The 18,054-nt window shown below is 63.4% G+C and carries 13 protein-coding genes; 9 read left to right on the top strand and 4 right to left on the bottom strand.

Annotated elements, in window-relative coordinates:
• Positions 1-1,291: 1,291 nt before the first annotated feature.
• Positions 1,292-1,909: a hypothetical protein gene (locus B9C99_RS23645; protein ID WP_253250185.1), complete on the top strand. Its 618-nt coding sequence runs from the start codon at positions 1,292-1,294 to the stop codon at positions 1,907-1,909.
• Positions 1,910-1,918: 9 nt separating this feature from the next.
• Positions 1,919-2,554 (top strand): RES family NAD+ phosphorylase, encoded by a 636-nt coding sequence (locus tag B9C99_RS23640; protein ID WP_088899541.1) that lies wholly within the window; start codon positions 1,919-1,921, stop codon positions 2,552-2,554.
• 548 nt (positions 2,555-3,102) lie between these two features.
• On the opposite strand, the gene B9C99_RS23635 is transcribed toward B9C99_RS23640, so the two are convergent.
• On the bottom strand, positions 3,103-3,354 hold the full coding sequence (locus tag B9C99_RS23635) for a hypothetical protein (RefSeq protein WP_088899540.1): 252 nt from the start codon (positions 3,352-3,354) through the stop codon (positions 3,103-3,105).
• A 546-nt stretch (positions 3,355-3,900) separates the two neighbouring features.
• Between B9C99_RS23635 and B9C99_RS23630 the strand changes: the two genes are divergently transcribed.
• Complete coding sequence (locus B9C99_RS23630) at positions 3,901-5,886, top strand: cutinase family protein (RefSeq protein ID WP_088899545.1); 1,986 nt, start codon at positions 3,901-3,903, stop codon at positions 5,884-5,886.
• Positions 5,887-6,538: 652 nt separating this feature from the next.
• Here B9C99_RS23630 and B9C99_RS23620 read toward each other — a convergent pair.
• From B9C99_RS23620 to B9C99_RS23610, 3 genes are read right to left on the bottom strand one after another with little or no spacing between them, the layout of a single operon-like run.
• On the bottom strand, positions 6,539-7,855 hold the full coding sequence (locus B9C99_RS23620; protein ID WP_242411785.1) for an amidase: 1,317 nt from the start codon (positions 7,853-7,855) through the stop codon (positions 6,539-6,541).
• Positions 7,801-9,618, bottom strand: coding sequence for a hydantoinase B/oxoprolinase family protein (locus tag B9C99_RS23615; RefSeq protein ID WP_024100318.1), 1,818 nt, complete (start codon positions 9,616-9,618; stop codon positions 7,801-7,803). The genes B9C99_RS23620 and B9C99_RS23615 overlap by 55 nt, the downstream gene beginning before the upstream one ends.
• Complete coding sequence (locus B9C99_RS23610) at positions 9,615-11,696, bottom strand: hydantoinase/oxoprolinase family protein (RefSeq protein WP_088899539.1); 2,082 nt, start codon at positions 11,694-11,696, stop codon at positions 9,615-9,617. Before B9C99_RS23610 ends, B9C99_RS23615 begins: the two co-directional genes overlap by 4 nt.
• A gap of 322 nt (positions 11,697-12,018) precedes the next feature.
• Between B9C99_RS23610 and B9C99_RS23605 the strand changes: the two genes are divergently transcribed.
• The 6 genes from B9C99_RS23605 (at position 12,019) to B9C99_RS23580 (ending at position 18,036) form a co-directional block, all read left to right on the top strand.
• Positions 12,019-12,753 (top strand): FadR/GntR family transcriptional regulator, encoded by a 735-nt coding sequence (locus tag B9C99_RS23605; protein ID WP_088899538.1) that lies wholly within the window; start codon positions 12,019-12,021, stop codon positions 12,751-12,753.
• A gap of 136 nt (positions 12,754-12,889) precedes the next feature.
• Positions 12,890-13,447: a MaoC family dehydratase gene (locus tag B9C99_RS23600; RefSeq protein ID WP_024100315.1), complete on the top strand. Its 558-nt coding sequence runs from the start codon at positions 12,890-12,892 to the stop codon at positions 13,445-13,447.
• Positions 13,444-14,658, top strand: coding sequence for a CaiB/BaiF CoA-transferase family protein (locus tag B9C99_RS23595; RefSeq protein ID WP_024100314.1), 1,215 nt, complete (start codon positions 13,444-13,446; stop codon positions 14,656-14,658). Before B9C99_RS23600 ends, B9C99_RS23595 begins: the two co-directional genes overlap by 4 nt.
• Complete coding sequence (locus B9C99_RS23590) at positions 14,655-16,031, top strand: MmgE/PrpD family protein (RefSeq protein WP_088899537.1); 1,377 nt, start codon at positions 14,655-14,657, stop codon at positions 16,029-16,031. The genes B9C99_RS23595 and B9C99_RS23590 overlap by 4 nt, the downstream gene beginning before the upstream one ends.
• A 17-nt stretch (positions 16,032-16,048) precedes the next feature.
• Entirely contained in the window at positions 16,049-17,212 is a 1,164-nt protein-coding gene (locus tag B9C99_RS23585; RefSeq protein ID WP_088899536.1) for an acyl-CoA dehydrogenase family protein, read from the top strand.
• A complete protein-coding gene (locus B9C99_RS23580) occupies positions 17,209-18,036 on the top strand; it encodes a CoA ester lyase (protein ID WP_088899535.1) in 828 nt (275 codons plus the stop codon). The genes B9C99_RS23585 and B9C99_RS23580 overlap by 4 nt, the downstream gene beginning before the upstream one ends.
• Positions 18,037-18,054: the final 18 nt, after the last annotated feature.

The raw sequence follows: 18,054 nt of genomic DNA, 5'->3' as shown, positions 1-18,054 counted from the left end.
GGCTCAAGGGCCGAGATCTCGGCCGCACTCCTACCGGCCGAACCGCCGAAGATTAACCACCACCACCGACCCAGGGGGGTCAATTTTCAGATGCCGGAAAGGGGTCAAAATTCAGGTGCCGTTGACAGTCGAACAGAATTTCGGTACTGACGACGTCTTCCATCGCTGTCGATGGGCTCCGGTAGCGGATCGCTCACGTTGTCAAGGCCGTGTCGAAGGACGCGAATCAGACTTGTGCGCCATCGATTTCGACGGATCAGCGGTGCCTCCTGCGTGCATGGACAGTAGGTACCACGAGAGGGTGCCCGAAAGCGCCGGCGACCGTGATAAGTGCGGCAGCAAGGAAGTTCCCAAATGCGTACGCCGGCGGAGTTGATGAGTAGGTAGGGGAGTGGCTGGAGCACAAGGCTCGTTACTGGCGCGACGGCGAACTACCTGGGATGTGCACGCCGTCCAGTTGCTTCTTGTAGTAGCCCCCCGGGGTGTCGCGAGTGAGGACTACGGACGGCGGAGCGATCGGTCGAGAGCGGGTGTGGTGCTGCATTGACGAGTTGATAGTGCCGCGGTCGATGATCTTGCTGAGACGGGAGTCGATGTGGATGGCAGGTGCGTCTCTCGCTGGTGCGCATGACGAATAGCTCGAGATCAGGGCATTCGGAGGTCTGAACCGCCCGAGGGGAGATAGGGGTACCAACGCGGCGGCAGTACGGCTCCGGGGTTCTCCCCGTCATGACGGGTGGGGTGAAGACCTGAGGTGAACCCTTCGGGTTTGTACAGTGACCTCGGCCGCAACGTCCCACACGCATGTTGCGGTCTGGCTGTGGCTCCTTCGACCGAGCTGCGGTGACGAATGTTCAACTCCATTTCTGGAGTGGTCGAGTCCTGGCAGGCCGCTCACCCCTCGGAGCTGACCGCCCTGTGCCCCGGAGTCCCTGATTCCGGGGCACGGCGACTCGGGGAGCGAACGCTGTGCATTCCAGTGGGCTGATCGACTGTCTGCTCGGGTTGGCGAAAGGGATCGTTGCGGAGACGATCATCCTGGTCGGCAGCTCTATCGGGAGGGTTGATCTTCGCTGTTTCGATGACGAGAAGGTGTTGGCGGCGTCGACCCGTGGTCCGGGATGTCGTGGCCGTTGGAAGGGGGCGCGTGGTGGCCGTGGCGCGTTGTTCTGGGGTTTTGTGGCTGTCGGCGTCGGTGTTACACCGACGGGAGTCGTCAGGGTGGGCGTGCTTGACCGAGTTCGCTATCATGTATTTGCGAGCGTAAATCATCGCAAATCGGGAGGTCGTGGTGAGTGAAGCAACGACGGAGAGCCGCTATTTGCGAGGCGACCTCAATTTCGAAGATGCCTTGCGTGAAGTGACCGGAGTCGACATCGGCCGTGATGAACTCGTGCAGATCCTCAAGAGCCTCCATACGGCGAATCCCGCCGGGCCCGCACTGTCCGAGCACGACGCACGCGTGCTTACCGATGCCGGATTCACCGCGAGTCCCGCCGCTGCCACGGCGGCGCGAGTTGATCGCGATGTTCGGATGGCCAACCTCGTCGCGACCTCGTTGTCCATTGCACACGCTGCAGTCCGCCTCGGCGTCACGCCGGCTCGCATCAGGCAACGAATCGCCGACGGTACCCTGTGGGCATTCGACTCCGGTCGCAACCGCTTGTTGCCTCCGGCGCAATTCACCGACAACGGGGCCGTGCCTCACCTCGACAAAGTCATGCCCCACATTCCGAAGGACCTGCACCCGCTGACGGTTCAGACATTGCTCACGCAGCCGCAGTCGTCATTGGTCGTCGATGGCCGGCCGGTCTCGATCGTCGCGTGGTTGACCGGCAGCGCAGGCACACCCGAAGAGGTCGAGATTGTGGTCGACGTGCTTGCCGCCGCCGAGTGGGAATCAGCGTAGATGGGGGCAATGCTTCCGCCACCGCCCTCCATCGCGAAGCTTCGTGCGGCAGGTCTGCTGCCGAAGGAAGTACTCGAGTGGCAGCCGAGCGCGATCGTGTGGCGCGTGCACCGTACGATGGGCTCGCACGTTCTCCCGTGGAATGCGTTGCGTGAGTTCGGGCCGATTTTGCGGTTCGATCAGCATCCGCTTCCGCGTGGGGATCATCCCGGCTACGGCGTGTGGTACGGCGCTTCGAGCCCCCGAGGTGCATTGGCGGAAGCGTTTCAATCGGCGCGGGTGATCGATCGCCATCGCGGTGAGCCTTATCTGACCGGTGTGCGCTTCACCCGCGTTCTGCGGTTGCTCGACGTGTCCGGTATCGGTGGAGGTGCATGGGCCACTCGGGTGGGGGGCAATCACGCTCTTGATTCCGTGCCGCACCGCCTCTCGCAGCATTGGGCCCGCACTATCCATCGCGCTCACACCGATCTCGACGGGGTCATCTATCGCGGTCGGTTTGCCGGCAGCACGTCCGTTGCTGTCGTCGAACGTGCTGCTGATGCGTTTCCGCAGCGTCCTGTGCTGTCGCTTCCCTTGTCGCATCCTGGTCTGGCTGATGCCGTTGATACCGCGGCGTACGAACTCGGCTATGTCGTTGTTTGATCCGGTTGCGGGGCATGGCCATCGCTCACACACGTACTGAACGTGGGGAGGTTGACAATGGTGGGGGAGGCGTCGGCGAGGGTGGCGAACAGAGCCGCTGGTCGTTTCGAGTAGGACGGTCCGGTCGGCAGTGCTGTGCTGGCAGGCTGAGTCGATCCGGAGTGCCTGTGGGCCCAGTGGTGTCGGGGCATTCGAAAGGGTGGAACACGGGTAAGGGCAAGGGATCGGCCCGTGTGCCGTGTGACGTCGGCAGATCTGATGTCGAGTTGTGTGCCGGGCGGGCTGGTCTCGGCGTCCGAAGTTGAGCGGTACGTCGCCGATCTCCGCCTTCGTGTGGAACCAGTGAGCCGTGTCCTCGAGCGTCTCTGTTGGGCTCAGGACATGACGCCTTCGACGGCGCGATTTGCTACAGGGGTCGGTGGTGGCGGGTTGTTGATGACGTGGCGCTCGGTGCGAGCCCCCGAGGTCTGCCTACTGGTAACGGGTGGGGTTGAGGTTGCGACCTATGGTTTGTGAATCTTCACCAGGCGCCGGCCGCCGTTGCTTTGTCAGCCCTTGCGTGTGCAGTGGTTGCCGTTCTGTTCCGGGAGTCCAGTGTTGCCGTCGTGTTCGTTTGTGCGGCAGCCGTCCTGATCGTTGTCAGCGCCGCGTTCGGGATGGCCCGGTTTCCTGCTGACCGTGTGCGTCGGTGCGAGGTGTGTCGGCAGCGTCTCGCCGGTGACGAGTATGACGGGTTGTGCTCGATCGCTTGTGCGGCGGAATATCGCGGCGTGCTGGACCGGCAGGAGGAAGAAGACCACTGGTGGCGCGCTATCGCATAGCTGGTTGGTTATCGCTGGTGTTGGCGTGCGTCTTATTGCGCTCGCTGGACGGGGTCTGTCGGCCATGACGTTGTCGCGGCACCCGATAAGAGAGTTCGCGAGATCCGGGGGCGGTCATCGACCTGGCAAGTGGTGGTTCGAGCGGTGATGGCCGCGGTTGACGGTTGGTTCGTGTGATGATCGTTCGCGTCAGATCGCTGCTGAGCGTGATGGCCGGTTCATCACTAGACGCGTGAGGCAGTTCCGTGCTGGCTCGGGCGTGGTCGCGTTTTCGGAGGTGGCAGCCTGGGGATGGACGATCGAGGCACCGGTGCTGCTTTGTGGGTTCGAAAGAGCAGCTGTCTGCGTTGTCGATCGATGACAGTGTCTGTACGTCATGCACGCCGCGCACGTATCTGAAGGTCGGCTGATTGTGCCGATCACGGGGCGAAAGTGGGCGTCGGGACACGGTTCACCGCGTTGGGGAAATCGGCCGTGTGGGTGAACGTAGGCGCACACATGTCCTTTCGGCCATCAGAGGTACTCATGCCTGCGCGACATTCGAGGTCCCGCCGCACCGCTGCGTTGATCGTCACCACGATCGTTGTTGGAGGTTGCACGCTGTCCACCGTTCCCGCGGTCGCCCACGCGGAGCCAGCGGACTGCGTGTCGACGTTCAACCTGCTGATCCCTGGAACCTGGGAGACCGACGAGAACGCCAACCCTGCTGTGCCAGTGGGCATGCTCGCACCTGTTGCGCACGCCCTGAACAATGCCCATGGCGACGCGGTCGAGGTGTACACGCTGCCCTATATGGCGCGTGCGTTCGACAACGGCCACACCTACGCGGATAGCAAGGCGGACGCGGTGTCGAGGGCCACGCGGGTGCTCGAGGATGTCGCACAGTCTTGTCCTCGTACGAAGTTCACGCTGACGGGTTATTCGCAGGGCGCCGATGCGGCAGGTGATCTCGCCTCGGATATCGGCAACGGCAGGGGACCGGTCGATGCAAGTCGTGTGCTTGCTGTCGGGTTGCTGGCCGATCCGGGAGCCGGAACACCAGGGGCCGCGACGGTGGGGCCGCGGACGTCCGGACACGGCATCGCCGATCCACGACCTCGAGGAATGGGGGCTCTGTCTGGTCGGGTGGCATCGATCTGCGATCCCGGTGATCTGTACTGCTCGATCGAGAAAGGGACGAACCCGCTGATCGGCTCGCTCGGCTCGATCCTGAGCAAGACCCCCAGCGCCGCCGGTGCCACCGCGTCCGGCGGCAATACACAGCTTGCCGGCGCACTGACCGCGGACTTCTCCGATGCGGATCTGCCGGCACTAGGCGCCGACGTCACGATCCTCGGTCAGCAGCTCACCGCACCAAATATCGATCTCGGGCAAGTCGCCGCGACTGCGCAGTCGATCGCGTCGACTCTTGCTCCGCTAGCCGACCTGCTTTCCTCAGGGGCAGTGAACCCTGCGGCGACCGATCAACTCGGTGCCGCACCGGCGGGGACCGCCGAACATCATGCCTACGACGTGCTCACCAGGGCCGGTGACTCCGATCTTGCAGGTGCCGTCGACGCTGCGGTCGAGATCGCCGACACGGCACGCATGCTCGCCGGGAACGAGTCACCATCCTTGCCGACGTCAACTCCCGAGATGCGGGCTCTTACGGAGAATGCCGACGTATTGACTGGGCAGATCGGCCCGTTGGCGTCCGCCCCTATTGATGTGCTTGCGTCGGCGAGCAGCGTGTTATCGGTGCTCAAACCGACGGTAGTGATCGATCAGGTTCTGAACGTCGTGGCCGGCGTGAGCTCGCTGGATATGCCCGGCATCTTGCACAACTTGACCGTGCTGCCGCAGAAGGTTGCCGCGCTCGACGCCCGCGGTGCCCACCAGGTGGCCGGGGAGTTGAACAATCAGTTCTCACCACTGGTGGAGATGGCGGCAGCCGTGGACTTGCGGTGGGTAGCGCAGGTGCTGGCCGTGATCCCGGATCCGTCCGGCGCGACGCAGATCGCGGCGTTGGTCGCGTCGATCCTGTCGAATGTCGACGTCATCAGGCTGGCTACGATCGTCGGTCAGATCCAGGAGATCGCATGGTCGGCGGTGGAAAAGGTGCTTCCCCCTCCCGGCATTGCGCCCGACCCGGTGGGGGCCGCTGCGGCGATGACCGGTTTGCTGCCCGTCGGATTGGACCTGGCATCGGTAGCGACCGACATGCTCTCGGGCAAACCGACCAAGACCGCTCCCGACTTGCTGGGCAGGACCACACACGCTGCGTCGCCGACGATCACGAACCAGGAGGCGAACCTGGACATGTGGCAGCTGTCGGATTCACTGGTCGAGCTCTCACAGTCCCAGAGTGTCGATGATCTGGCCTCATTGGTCAGCGAAGGACTCAGTGCAGCAAGCTTCTTCACCTCTAACGCTCACACCAACTACAACACTCTCGTGGTCGACAACGCCGGCCGCAGTGCCATCCAATGGCTGTCGGATTGGCTCAATCTCCAGATCGGACGTGCCGTATGAATCCCCGCGCCCATAATCCATCCACCCGTTGGATCTGGTGCGGTCGCTGTCGACACCGGGGTTATCTGACCCGAGGGGATGCGAAGACGGTCCGCAAACGTCACCGAGGGGAGAAGGGCATGGCGGTGTTCGCCTGCCCGCACCTCGAGGGGTTGTTCCACATCGGGCACCGTCCGGACGCCCTGAATAGTGGGGAGATCGACCGGGAGCGTCTTCGTTCGCAAGCCATGTGAGCAATGGGAAGCTGACGGCGGGACGCATCCATCTCGGTTGCTTGCAAGGGGTGCGCAGGTCATTGCCACGTCGGTGAGCCAGGTCAAACCAATGACCATCACCAAAAGTCGCACGATCGACCAGTCGTCGAACCATCGGATCGGAAACGTCCCTGCGCGGTAAATGCCGCATGATCATGGCGGTCCCTGACGAACTGGATGTCGATCGGTCCAGGCTGTCGGGTGGGCTCAACGCTTTGAAACCGTCCCTGCGCCCAGGTCCAGGTCGACTGCGTGAGGACTGCGACCAGGTCGGTGCTGACAGCACCGGGTGTGCCGGAGTTGATGGACCAGGTCGCCTTTCACCCGCTGCCTGTTGGGTGGGAGGCGACTCTTCGCGTCCTCGGTCAGGGTGATGGCCAGTGATCCCCGAGAATGACTCAGCGCATAATGTATAGCGGTGGTCTCCTGGTGTGCCAGTCCGTGGTGCGCTGAAACTCTTCACCGATGCCGAACAGTAGTGATTCGTGATGGGCCGCGGCCGTGAGTTGAGCACCGATCGGCATACCCGTATGAGGGTGAGATCCGACCGGGAGCGCGAGCGTGGGTCCGTCGTGGAGGGACCAGGGATAACTGAACTGGCCGAGTCGGCGCGAGCGTGCAATGACGTCGTCATCACCGGCGATGGGCGGTACGTCGACCGGCATCGTCGGGGTCAATACGGCGTCGACGTCTGTGAACAGCGCGCTGAGTCCGCGACGGAACTCCGCCCTGGCGGCCAGGGCTGCTGTTCTCTCGGAGTCCGAAATGGACAGACCCAGGGACACACGCGCGAGGGTATCGGGATGGAACAGATCGGGCGACGAGTGCACTCGGTCATGGTGGAGCGCAGCAAGGTCCGAGTACAGCAGGATGTATACGATGTCCTGCGCGTGAGCAGCGCCGGGAACATCGACCGGTACCACCTCGTATCCCACGCTCTGCAATTGCCGTGCCGCTGCGTCGATTGCGTCGCTGATGGCAGCGTCGACGTCGTCGGTGATGAACACCGACGGCAGCCCTATCCGTCGAGCGGGGCTAGGCGCCGGAGCCTGGTCGGTGCGCAGTACGTCGAAGAGGCGGGCAACCTCGGTTACCGATCGTGCCATCGGACCGACGGTGTCGAAGGCGTCGCTGACCGGGAAGACTCCGGTATTGCTGATTGCGCCCCAGGTTGGTCGCAGTCCTGTGATGCCGCATGCTGCTGCGGGTAGGCGGACTGATCCGCCGGTGTCAGTACCGAGGGCTGCGTCCACCAGACCTGCAGCGACTGCGGCGCCGGAGCCTCCACTCGACCCGCCCGGGACCCGGCTGGGGTCCCAGGGGTTGCGGACGGGGCCCGCGGCGGAGTTCTGGGAGGTGACTCCGACCGCGAACTCGGCCATGTTCAGCTTGGCGGTGATCTGCGCGCCCGCAGCGATCAGTCTGCGGACGACCTCCGCGTGTGCAGATGCGATGCGGTCGGAGAAGAACCGGGACGCACAGGTCGTGGGTACACCGGTGACGTCGATGTTGTCCTTGACGCCGATACGCATTCCGGTCAGAGGACCATCGATGGTGGCGTCCGGAGTGTCGATCCAGGTGATGACGCTGCCCAACGTCTCGTCGAGAACGTGAGCGGTCGGGCCGCCGCTGATTGCGGCGGCCCGACGTGTGGTGCCGCTCAGGATGCGCTCCCTGCGCGCAGTGCCGCGGTGGCTTCCTCGTCTACGGTCCACGTGTCGGTGTCGACGGCGACCCCGTAGTCGCGTCGAGCGTCCTCCGCCGTGAGGTACTCGTCCCAGACGTCGCTGAGGACCTGGAAAGGATCGCGGAGGAACGGATTTCCGAAACCGCCGCCGGAGGGCAGCTTGATCTCCAAGGTTTCGCCGGCGCGGATGGTTTCCTGGGTGACCTTGGAGAAGAGCACCTCCTCGCGGTCTGTTCCGGCGTTGCGGGTGAACGCCCCTGCGACGCCGTCGTGACCGCCCAGCGCACCGGCGGGCGGGTCGGAGCGGTTGTCGGCTTCGGATCCGAGGAAGGTGTCGGTCTCCATGAGCCATTTGCGGACGCTGCCGATGCCGCCTCGCCACTGGCCCGGTGCGGGAGCTTCGTCGCGGAGTTCGTATCGGAGGGCACGCATGGCGTGGTTGAGTTCGAGTTCTTCGATGGGGTTGTTGCGGGTATTGGCCATGAGCGAGTCGACGGCGTCCATGCCGTCCTTGCCGTTGCGTCCGCCGTACGAACCTTCGTTGATTTCGATGTACACCCAATATGATTCGCCGTCTTCAGCGACGCCGGAGTAGGCGATGGCGCATAGTGCTGCCGACGATCCCGCGATCGCGTGGTCGGGGAGTACGGGTGCCAGGGCGAGGTTGATGGAGTCGAAGATTCGGTTCACCTGGGAGAACCGGGCGAAGCACGATGCCGGGAAGTCCGGGTTGAAGATCGTTCCCTCGGGTGCGTATGCCCTTACTGGGCGGAAGCAGCCGTCGTTCTGGGGGACGAATTCCTCGGTCAGGTCTTCGTCGAGCAGGATGGTGCGGATCGCGGCGACTGCGACGGGGAGGACGGATCCTTCGAAGGGCACGTTAAAGGCGGTGGGGACCTGGTCGTTGGAGCCGGTGAGGTCGATGAGGATGTCTTCTCCCTCGACTTGCACGCGCACGGCGACCTTGAGGGGAACACCGCGGTTCTTACCGTCGTCGTCCAGATAGCCGATGGGTGCTTCGTAGCTGCCGTCCGGTATTTCGCGGATTCGGCTGCGAAGCATGTTCTCCGAGTAGTCCATCCACCGTTCGCTGGCGCTCATGACGGTGTCGAGACCGTACTTCTCGAGCAGTTCGATGAATCGCTTCTCACCGATGCGTGCGCAGGCAATGAGTGCTTCGAGATCGCCTCGGTTCTGTTCGGGTGTGCGAACGTTGTCGAGGATGTGCTGGATGAGGTAGTCGTTGCGGACACCGGCGTCATAGATCTTCATCGAATCCATGAGTTTGCCTTCGGCCCAAACATCGACGACATCCATGCACAGGCCGGGGAAGTTGCCACCGACGTCGGATACGTGTCCGGTGCATCCGGCGAATCCGATGTGCTCACCTTCCCAGAAGATCGGGATGATCACGCCGTAGTCGGGGGAGTGGGCTGCACCGTGGTACGGGTGGTTGTGCAGGACGACGTCGCCCGGTCGATACGTACCTGCGAGTCTGCGGTTGACGCCACGGATGTATGCGGGGATTGAACCGCAGTGCATCGGTGTCGAATCTGATTCGCACAGTTCACGGCCGTTGATGTCGAAGATGCCGGCGCCGAGGTCTTCGGATTCGCGGATTAGGCTCGAGTAGGCCATGCGGTAGAGGACCTGCGCCATTTCCTTGGCCATCGACTGCAGTGCACCGCCGATGACACGCAGTGTGATCGGGTCGACCTCGACGTCGTTCCACGTACGGTGGGACTCGCCCGCGAGCGATACGCCGGTTTTGGGCATCAGGGTCTTGCTCATGCGGGCTTCCTCTCGATGATGATGTGGCCGACTGCGTCGACGGTGGCGTGCTGGTTCATGCCGATGATGGTCGTGGAGTCGAACTGCTCGACGATGGCGGGTCCTTCGATGGTATTGCCGGCCAGAAGAAGCGATCGATCGTAGACCGGGGTGTCGATCCACTGGGGCGCGGCCGTTTCGTCGCGCCAGAATAATGCGCGGGTCATGGTCTTGATCGCCGCGGAGCAGTCGGCGGTGCCCTTGTCGATCTCGGTGATACGGACGTGCGGTACGGCGCCGACACCCGTGACGCGGATGTTGATCAGCTGCACCGGCTTGTCGTCGAAACGCTGGGAGTAGGTTCGTCCGTGTGCCTCGTGGAAGGCCTCGGCGACGGTCTTGACCCAGACATCGTCGATGTCGCCGTCGGGAGCGGGGACGCGTAGTTCGTAGCCTTGTCCGACATAGCGGCAATCCACGCTTCGTTCGAGCGAGATGTTCTCGGTGGGAACGCCGTCGGCTTCCAGTTGGGCGATGGCTTCGCGGGCGAGTCGGTCCATCTGTGTCTGTAGCAGGTTCAGGTCTGCGTCCGCGGAGGAGGTCCAGACGGTGGTGGGAATTTCGTACCGGATGTCGGTGGTCAGCAATCCGACTGCGGAGGTGATGCCGGGGTGTCCGGGCACGATGACACGGGGAATGCCGAGTTGGTCTGCGATCTGCCATGCGAAGAGGGGGCCGGCACCGCCCTCGGCGATGAGCGAGAAGTCGCGCGGGTCGTAACCTTTGCGTACCGAGTGGAGGCTGATCGCTTCGGTCATGGAATGGGCGAGGATCTTGAAGATCCCCATCGCGGCCTCGTCCAGGGTGGTTCCGAGCTTGTCGGCGATGTGGGTCTGGATCGCGGTACGGGCCAACTCGGGTTCGACCTTCATGGTTCCGGACAGGAAGCTGTCCTCACGCAGCCAGCCCATCATGACCATAGCGTCGGTCGAGGTCGGTTCGGTGCCGCCACGGGCGTAGCAGGCGGGTCCGGGGAATGCCCCGGCGCTTCGAGGTCCGACCCGGAACATGCCGCCTTCGTCGACCATGGCGATGGAACCGCCACCGGCGCCGATCGTGTCGACCTCCGCCATCGGCACCATGGCGTGGTAGTCGCCGATGCGGGTGTCGAGGAGATGCTTCATTCGGAGGGTGCCGTTCGGCGCCACACCGATGTCGGCGGAGGTTCCGCCCACGTCAAGTGTGATGACGCTCGGGAAGCCGGAGGCCTTACCGATAGCGCATCCTCCCAGCAATCCGGCGACCACACCGCTGGTCAGCAGCGAGACCGGCTGTTCGCTGGCGCTGCGCGAGGTGACCAGACCGCCAGCGGAGGTCATAAGATGCACGTCGTCGCCGACCTGCGCCTCTGCGGCCTTCTTTGCGAGGTTGGCGATGTAGCTCGAGGTCTTCGGTCCGATGAAGGCGTTGAGTGCCGCAGTGGAGAATCGTTCGTACTCGCGGTACTGGGGAGCAACCTCACTGGAGAGCGAGATGAACACCTCGGGGTACTCCTCGAGAATGATGTCCTTGACCCGTTTTTCGTGCGTGGGGTTGCGGTACGAGTGCAAGAAGGCAACGGCGATAGCGTCGACTCCGCGTTCACGGAGCAGGCGAACCTCTTGGCGCACTGCATCTTCGTCGAGCGGTACGAGGACGTTGCCGGAAGCATCGATCCGTTCGGGCACGACCCGGCGGTTGCGACGCGGCACCAACTGCCATTTCTGCCAGGGCAGGTCCTGGTAGTTCGAGTAGTTTAGGGGACGCTTCTTGCGGGCGATGTGTAGAAGGTCGCGGAATCCCTCGGTCGTGATCATGCCGACGTTGCACCCGTTGTGTTCGAGCACGATGTTGGTGGCAACGGTGGTGCCATGGAAGAACATGTCGATGTCGGATGGGTCGATGCCGGCGCGTTCGGCGAGGACCTCGATGCCGTCCATGGTTCCGATGGAGGGGTCGTGGTTCGTCGACGGGGTCTTGTGGACCACTACGGTGCCGTCGTCGTCCCACAGCACGAGGTCGGTGAACGTGCCGCCGACGTCGACTCCAATTCTCTTCATCAATACTTCCAATCTTTCGGTGCCCGCGAGGAGCGGAGGGGACGACCGAGCCGTGCGGCGGTCCGAAGTCTGGGGTGGTGGGTCACTGGGAGGGTGATGTAGGTCATCGTGCTTGAGGGCGACCAAGAAATCAATACCTCAGATGTTTTCGGGAGAAATCTGCCCAAAATCGCGGTCCGATCGGTTCAATCCTTGGAAAAATCACCTAAAGGGCGGATGATTAGGGGGTATGGGACAGGTGCGCGGCGCCCTAACTCGGCCGCAGCGTCGGGTTAGGCTCAGGCCGTTCACCGCAGCTTTCGAGAGAGAAGAGTCGACGCTCGTGACCGAACCGACGACCGGGGACGCACCCGTCAAGAACGGACCTGCCTATGCGGTCCTCGCGGAGCACCTGCGCAACCGAATCCTGTCCGGTGAGTTGCAACCCGGTGTCCGGTTGCCCGGAGAGGCAGAGTTGACCGCTGAATTCGGTGTCGGTCGCAGCACCATCCGTGAGGCCTTGCGTTCGCTGGCGAGCCAGAACTTGATCACCACGACTCGGGGAGTCACCGGCGGTAGTTTCGTCGCCGCGCCGAGTGTCGGGCATATCAGTGCGCATCTCGAGACGGGTGTGGCATTGATGGCGGCGGCTGAGACGGTCACCGTCGCGCAGCTGATGGAAGTGCGTAACCTCATGGAGGTGCCGGCGGCCGGCATGGCGGCATTCCGTCGGACCGATGAGCACCTCAAGCAACTCGAAGCGTCGATCTTCGACCCACACAGCTTGCAGGGACCCGAGACGTTCGCGAAGAATCAGGAGTTCCATTTGGTTCTTCTTCGGGCGACGGACAATCCGTTGCTGGAGTTGATCACTGCGCCGGTGTTTCGAGTGCTGTCCAGCAGGTTCGGGCGCGAGCATGCCCCGCAGGGGTTCTGGCAGTGTGTCGATCACGATCACCGTGCGATCCTCGATGTCGTCGCTGCCGGAGACTCCATGGCTGCGATGGATCTGATGCGCAGGCATCTGGACAACTTGGGCGACTCGTATCGCCGGATGGATCGCCGCGGACAGGCTTGACTCAAAACATCTGCTTTTTAGGCGAGTAGGTATCGAAGATCCCCGGATGATTGCCTTGCTCTGCACTATTGACCCTTGAAATGTCTGATGTATTGTTCGAAGGAACGTACTCGCCGAACTGATGTGAGGAGACACGGTGGCAGTGCATCAGGCTGTTCTCGGCCGATTTTTCGAGGACTACGTTGTAGGGGACATCTACCAGCACCCCATCGGGCGCACGATCTCCGAAGCCGACAACACGTGGATCACGTTGCTGTCGATGAACACCAACCAAAACCACTTCAACGCTCATCTCGCAGCGCAGAATCCCATCACCGACGGCAAGGTCATCGTCAACTCTGGACTGACTGTTGCTGTGGTACTCGGTATTTCGGTTCTCGACATGAGTCAGAACGCCATCTCGAACCTGGCATTCACCGACATCAAGATGTCGCACCCGGTATACGTGGGCGACACCATCTACGCAGAAAGCATCTGCATAGGACTGCGCCGGTCCGAATCCCGGCCCTATGCCGGAATCGTCTCCATGATCACCCGGGGGCTGAATCAAGATGGAACCGAAGTCATCTCGTGGAAGCGGTCGGTCATGGTCGCTACCCGCGAGAGCGGGATCGGCCAGAACTACTTCCCCGAAGCCAAGGGCGGACCGCTGCAACTGCCGACACCCGCCGACCCGGAAGGGGCGCTCTCATGAAACCACTCGAAGACGTCCGCATTATCTCGCTCGAGCAGTACGGCGCAGGCCCGTTCGGCAGCGTCCACCTCGCCGACCTCGGTGCCGACGTGATCAAGATCGAAGATCCGAACGTGGGGGGCGACGTCGGACGTTACGTCCCGCCCTACAACGACGCCGAGGACTCGTTGTTCTTCGAAACCTTCAACCGCAACAAGCGCAGCCTCTCACTCGACCTGTCGTCCCCCGCCGGGCGCGCAGTGTTCGAGGACCTCGTCCGCACCAGCGACGCGGTCTACTCCAATCTCCGCGGAGATGTGCCCGCGAAAATCGGCATTACTTACGACGACCTCAAGCACCTCAATCCGGCTATCGTCTGCTGCAGCCTCACGGGCTTCGGTATGACCGGACCGCGTGCGAAAGAGCCCGGCTACGACTATATCCTGCAAGGCCTCGCAGGATGGATGAGCGTCACCGGCGACCCAGACGGACCTCCTACCAAGTCCGGGCTCTCGCTCGTGGACTATTCGGGCGGATTCGTCGCTGCGATCAGTTTGCTGTCCGGGCTACACGCCGCCAAACGGGACGGCATCGGCGGGGACTGCGACGTCTCGCTCTACGACACCGCGATGTCGCTGCTCACCTACCCGGCCACCTGGCATCTGAACGCTGGCTTCGAACCGGTACGTACCAAGAACTCGGCGCACCCCTCCCTCGTACCGTTCCAGGCCTTCGAGGCCAGCGACGGTTGGTTCGTCGTCGGTTGCGCCAAGGAGAAGTTCTGGGAACGCCTCGTCGTTGCGATCGACAGGCCCGATCTGGGCGCCGATCCACGTTTCGCGAACTTCGCACTGCGCGGTGAGCACCAGGACGAACTGCTCCCCATCCTCGAGCAGACCTTCGTCAGCCAGCCCGTGGACTACTGGCTCTCGCGCCTGGGGCCTGCCGGTGTGCCGGCGGGTCCGATCAACGACGTCGCCCAGGCCCTCACCGAACCGCACACCCTTGCACGAGGTCTCCTCGTCGAGACCGACCACCCCACCTTCGGAACGGTGCGCCAAGTTGCCTCACCGGTCCGGTTCGGCTCCGAGACGACGCAGTACCGGCGCGCGCCGCTACGCAACGAGCATTTCGACGAGATCATCCGCGACCTCGGCTACAGCGCCGAGCGTGTTGCGGAACTGGTCGGGCAAGGTGCCTTCGGCAAGCAGGCAAGCGGGGCTCGGGCGTGACGTCGTCGGTACTTGCCCAATGGGCCCACGGTCTGACTCTTGCGGACCTGTCCGACGATGTCCGGCATGCGGTCGCCCGGCATCTTCTCGACGGGGTCGGCAATGCCGTCGCCGCGCAACGGCTCGGATACGGGCGCGCGGCGTGGACGGTCGCCGATGCACTCGGCGGTCCGGCCGAAGCCAGACCGCTAACCGGGACGCGGGCGATCTCCGCTCCGGCTGCAGCTATGGCGACCGCGGTGCTGGTGCACGCCTTGGACTTCGACGACACTCATGCCGGCGCCCTGGTTCACGCCACCGCAGTCTCTCTGCCTGCGGCTTTCGCCGCCGGACAGCAGGTTCGAGCCACTGGCGCAGAAGTTCTTACCGCCGCTGCGATCGGACTGGAGACGGCGTGCCGCCTCGGGGCTGTCAGCCCGCATGGTTTTCACGGACGTGGCCTTCATGCGACAGCCGTGGTCGGCCCGTTCGCTGCAGCCCTCGTCGCCGGCAAGTTGACCGGATTGCCGGTGCCGGTCTTAGTGCACGCTCTTGGTGTCGCCGGATCATCGAGTGGAGGGTTGCTCGAGTTCCTCGACACCGATGCCGACACCAAGGCGCTCCACCCTGGTTCGGCCACGTTGGGCGGGATTCTCGCAGCCCGGCTGGCTGCTGCGGGCGCCAGCGGTCCGGAATCGGTGTTCGAGGGGCGTCGGGGTGTGTATGCGTCGATGTCGGAGCGGACCGCGGACCTCACGGTGCTGACGGACGGGTTGGGCACAGACTGGGAAGCGACCCGTATCGGCATCAAGCCCTATCCGAGTTGCCAGCTCATGCATGTCACTCTCGACGCGGTTGCAGCGGCTCTGACCGACACGGCCGTCGAGCCTGCCCAAGTGGTCGACATCGAGGTGCACGTTCATCCGGATTCGGTGCCGATCGTGTGTGGTCCGAACGCAGGTGTGGCCGCACCGCGCAGCACTTATGACGGGAAGTTCGACCTGCCGTGGAGCGTTGCTGCACTCGTGCACGACGGACATATCGACGTCGCGACCTACACCGACACTTCGATCGTCCGCGATTCGGTGCTCGCGACCGCTCGAACGGTCCGTGTCGTCGAAGCCCCGACCGAGGGGCCGGCAGCATCGGCACCCGGACATGCGATCATCACCCTCGACGACGGGCGTGTACTCGAGGGACGCGTCGAAGGTAGCCGCGGCACCGCCGCATTCCCCCTCGACGATCAGCAGTTGCTCGCCAAGTTCACCGCCAACTGCGGCGATCATCCCCGTGCCTCAGAGCTCGCCGACCGCATCTTCGGGTTGGCTGACGAGCCGAATCTGACCGCCGTACTCGATCTCGCGGCCCTCATTGCACCCGCACCCCTGCACTGAACATCCTAGGAGCCATCATGGATTTCACATTCGACGAGCAGCAACTGGCGTTCCGAAAGGCATTGCGTCACTTCGTGGACAAGGAAATCGTGCCCGTTGCCAATGAATGGGAGAAGTCGGGGCGGTATCCCACGGAGATCGTCGAACACATGAAGGCCATGGGATTGTTCGGCATCACCACCCCTGAAGAGTACGGCGGCATCGACCTCGACAAGGTGTCGTTCACACTCGTGTACGAGGAACTGGCTCGCGGCTGGATGGGCATCGCCGGAATTCTCGGCAGTCACAACCTGTCCTGCTGGATGATCAACCGTCACGGCACCGAGGAACAGAAGCAGACCCTGCTACCGAAACTGGCCACCGGAGAATGGCGGACCGGGATCGGGCTCACCGAGCCCGGCGCAGGCACAGACCTGCAGGGCATTCGAACGACTGCGCGCCGCGACGGGGACCATTACGTCGTCAACGGCGCGAAGACGTGGATCACCAACGCCCGGCACGCCAATGTCCTCCCAGTCCTGGTGAAGACCGACCCGTCTGCAGAGCCTGCGCACAAGGGCATGAGCATCCTGCTGATTGACACCACGCTTCCCGGGTTCGAGGTGCAACGTGATCTCGGCAAACTGGGGTACAAGGGCACCGAGTCCTGCGAAATCCTGCTCGACAACATTCGGGTACCTGCGGACGCATTGCTTGGCGGAACGGAGGGGCGCGGTTTGCAGCAGGCCTTGTCCGGCCTGGAAATCGGCAGGCTCAACATTGCAGGCCGTAGCGTCGGTATCGCTCAAGCAGCCTACGATGCAGCACTGTCCTACGCGCGAGAGCGCACGGCGTTCGGGCAGCCGATCGCGGACTTCCAGGCGATCCAGCTCAAGCTGGCGGACATCGCCACCCATTTGCAGGCCGCCCGGTTGATGACGTATTGGGCTGCTTCGCAGGCAGATTCGGGTAAGCGCGTGGACATGGAGGCTGGAATGGCGAAGTACTTCGCGTCCGAGACGGCCATCACCGCGAGCCTCGAAGCGATGCGTATCCACGGCGGCTACGGATACTCGACGGAATTCGTCGTCGAACGGTTGTACCGCGACGCGCCTCTCATGTCGATCGGAGAGGGCACCAACGACATCATGCGGACCGTCATCGCCAAGGCGCTGGTCTCCGGCTCCGGGGTCATCGGGTGAGCGTGGCGCTGACTTACCTGTATGTCCCGGGTGACCGCCCGGAGCGTTTCGACAAAGCACTCGCTTCGGGTGCCGATGCGGTAGTGCTGGACCTCGAGGACGCGGTCGCCGTTGATCGGAAGGAACTTGCGCGCGAAACTGTTGCGCGGTGGATCGCTGCACTCACACCCGGTTCCGTGGAGGTGTGGGTGCGGGTGAACCCGGGTGACCTGCAGGAAGCGGACATCCAGTCTGTCGCCCACCCGCGACTGACGGGAGTGTGGTTGCCGAAAGTAGGATCCGCACGCGAGGTCGAACAGGTCGACGGCCTCCTAACTGACCTCTGTCCCGGGGCGGCGGTATCCGCGCTGATCGAGACCGCTGCTGGCGTACTCGACGCCCTGGCCATCGCGCGTGCGCCCCGGATGCGGTTCCTGCAACTCGGGGAAGTCGATCTGGCCGCCGATCTCGGTGTCGAAGTCGACGGCGATGACACAGCGCTGCTGTTCGCACGTAGCCAAGTCGTCGCGGCGAGTGTGGCGGCAGGGATAAACCCGCCCCCGGCCGCTGTGTCGCGCAATTTCCGCGACAGTGACGCTCTGGAGGCGGGTACCCGTGCTCTTGCACGGCTCGGGTTCGTCGGTCAGGCGTGTATTCACCCTGCCCAGCTCGAACCGGTCCGACGAGTGTTCACACCTTCGCAGGACAAGGTACGTGCGGCACGCGCCGTGCTGGCCCGCCTAGAGGTAGCGGAGTCCGGTGTTGCCGTGGACGCGGCTGGCTTTTTGATCGATGAAGCAGTCGCTCGGCAAGCGCGTCGGGTGCTCGCGCATGTAGACCAATAGCTGGAGCCCCAATTCTCC

The sequence above is a fragment of the Rhodococcus sp. BUPNP1 genome, assembly GCF_002215235.1.
GTDB lineage: Bacteria > Actinomycetota > Actinomycetes > Mycobacteriales > Mycobacteriaceae > Rhodococcus.
Note: the sequence above shows the minus strand (reverse complement) of the source record. Positions and strands in the feature narration are given on the sequence as shown.

Excerpts from the sequence above, each read along its gene's own strand:
- B9C99_RS23615 (WP_024100318.1), bottom strand. The coding sequence starts at position 9,618 with ATGAGCAAGACCCTGATGCCCAAAACCGGCGTATCGCTCGCGGGCGAG.
- B9C99_RS23640 (WP_088899541.1), top strand. The coding sequence starts at position 1,919 with ATGCTTCCGCCACCGCCCTCCATCGCGAAGCTTCGTGCGGCAGGTCTG.
- B9C99_RS23610 (WP_088899539.1), bottom strand. The coding sequence starts at position 11,696 with ATGAAGAGAATTGGAGTCGACGTCGGCGGCACGTTCACCGACCTCGTG.
- B9C99_RS23595 (WP_024100314.1), top strand. The coding sequence starts at position 13,444 with ATGAAACCACTCGAAGACGTCCGCATTATCTCGCTCGAGCAGTACGGC.
- B9C99_RS23630 (WP_088899545.1), top strand. The coding sequence starts at position 3,901 with ATGCCTGCGCGACATTCGAGGTCCCGCCGCACCGCTGCGTTGATCGTC.
- B9C99_RS23585 (WP_088899536.1), top strand. The coding sequence starts at position 16,049 with ATGGATTTCACATTCGACGAGCAGCAACTGGCGTTCCGAAAGGCATTG.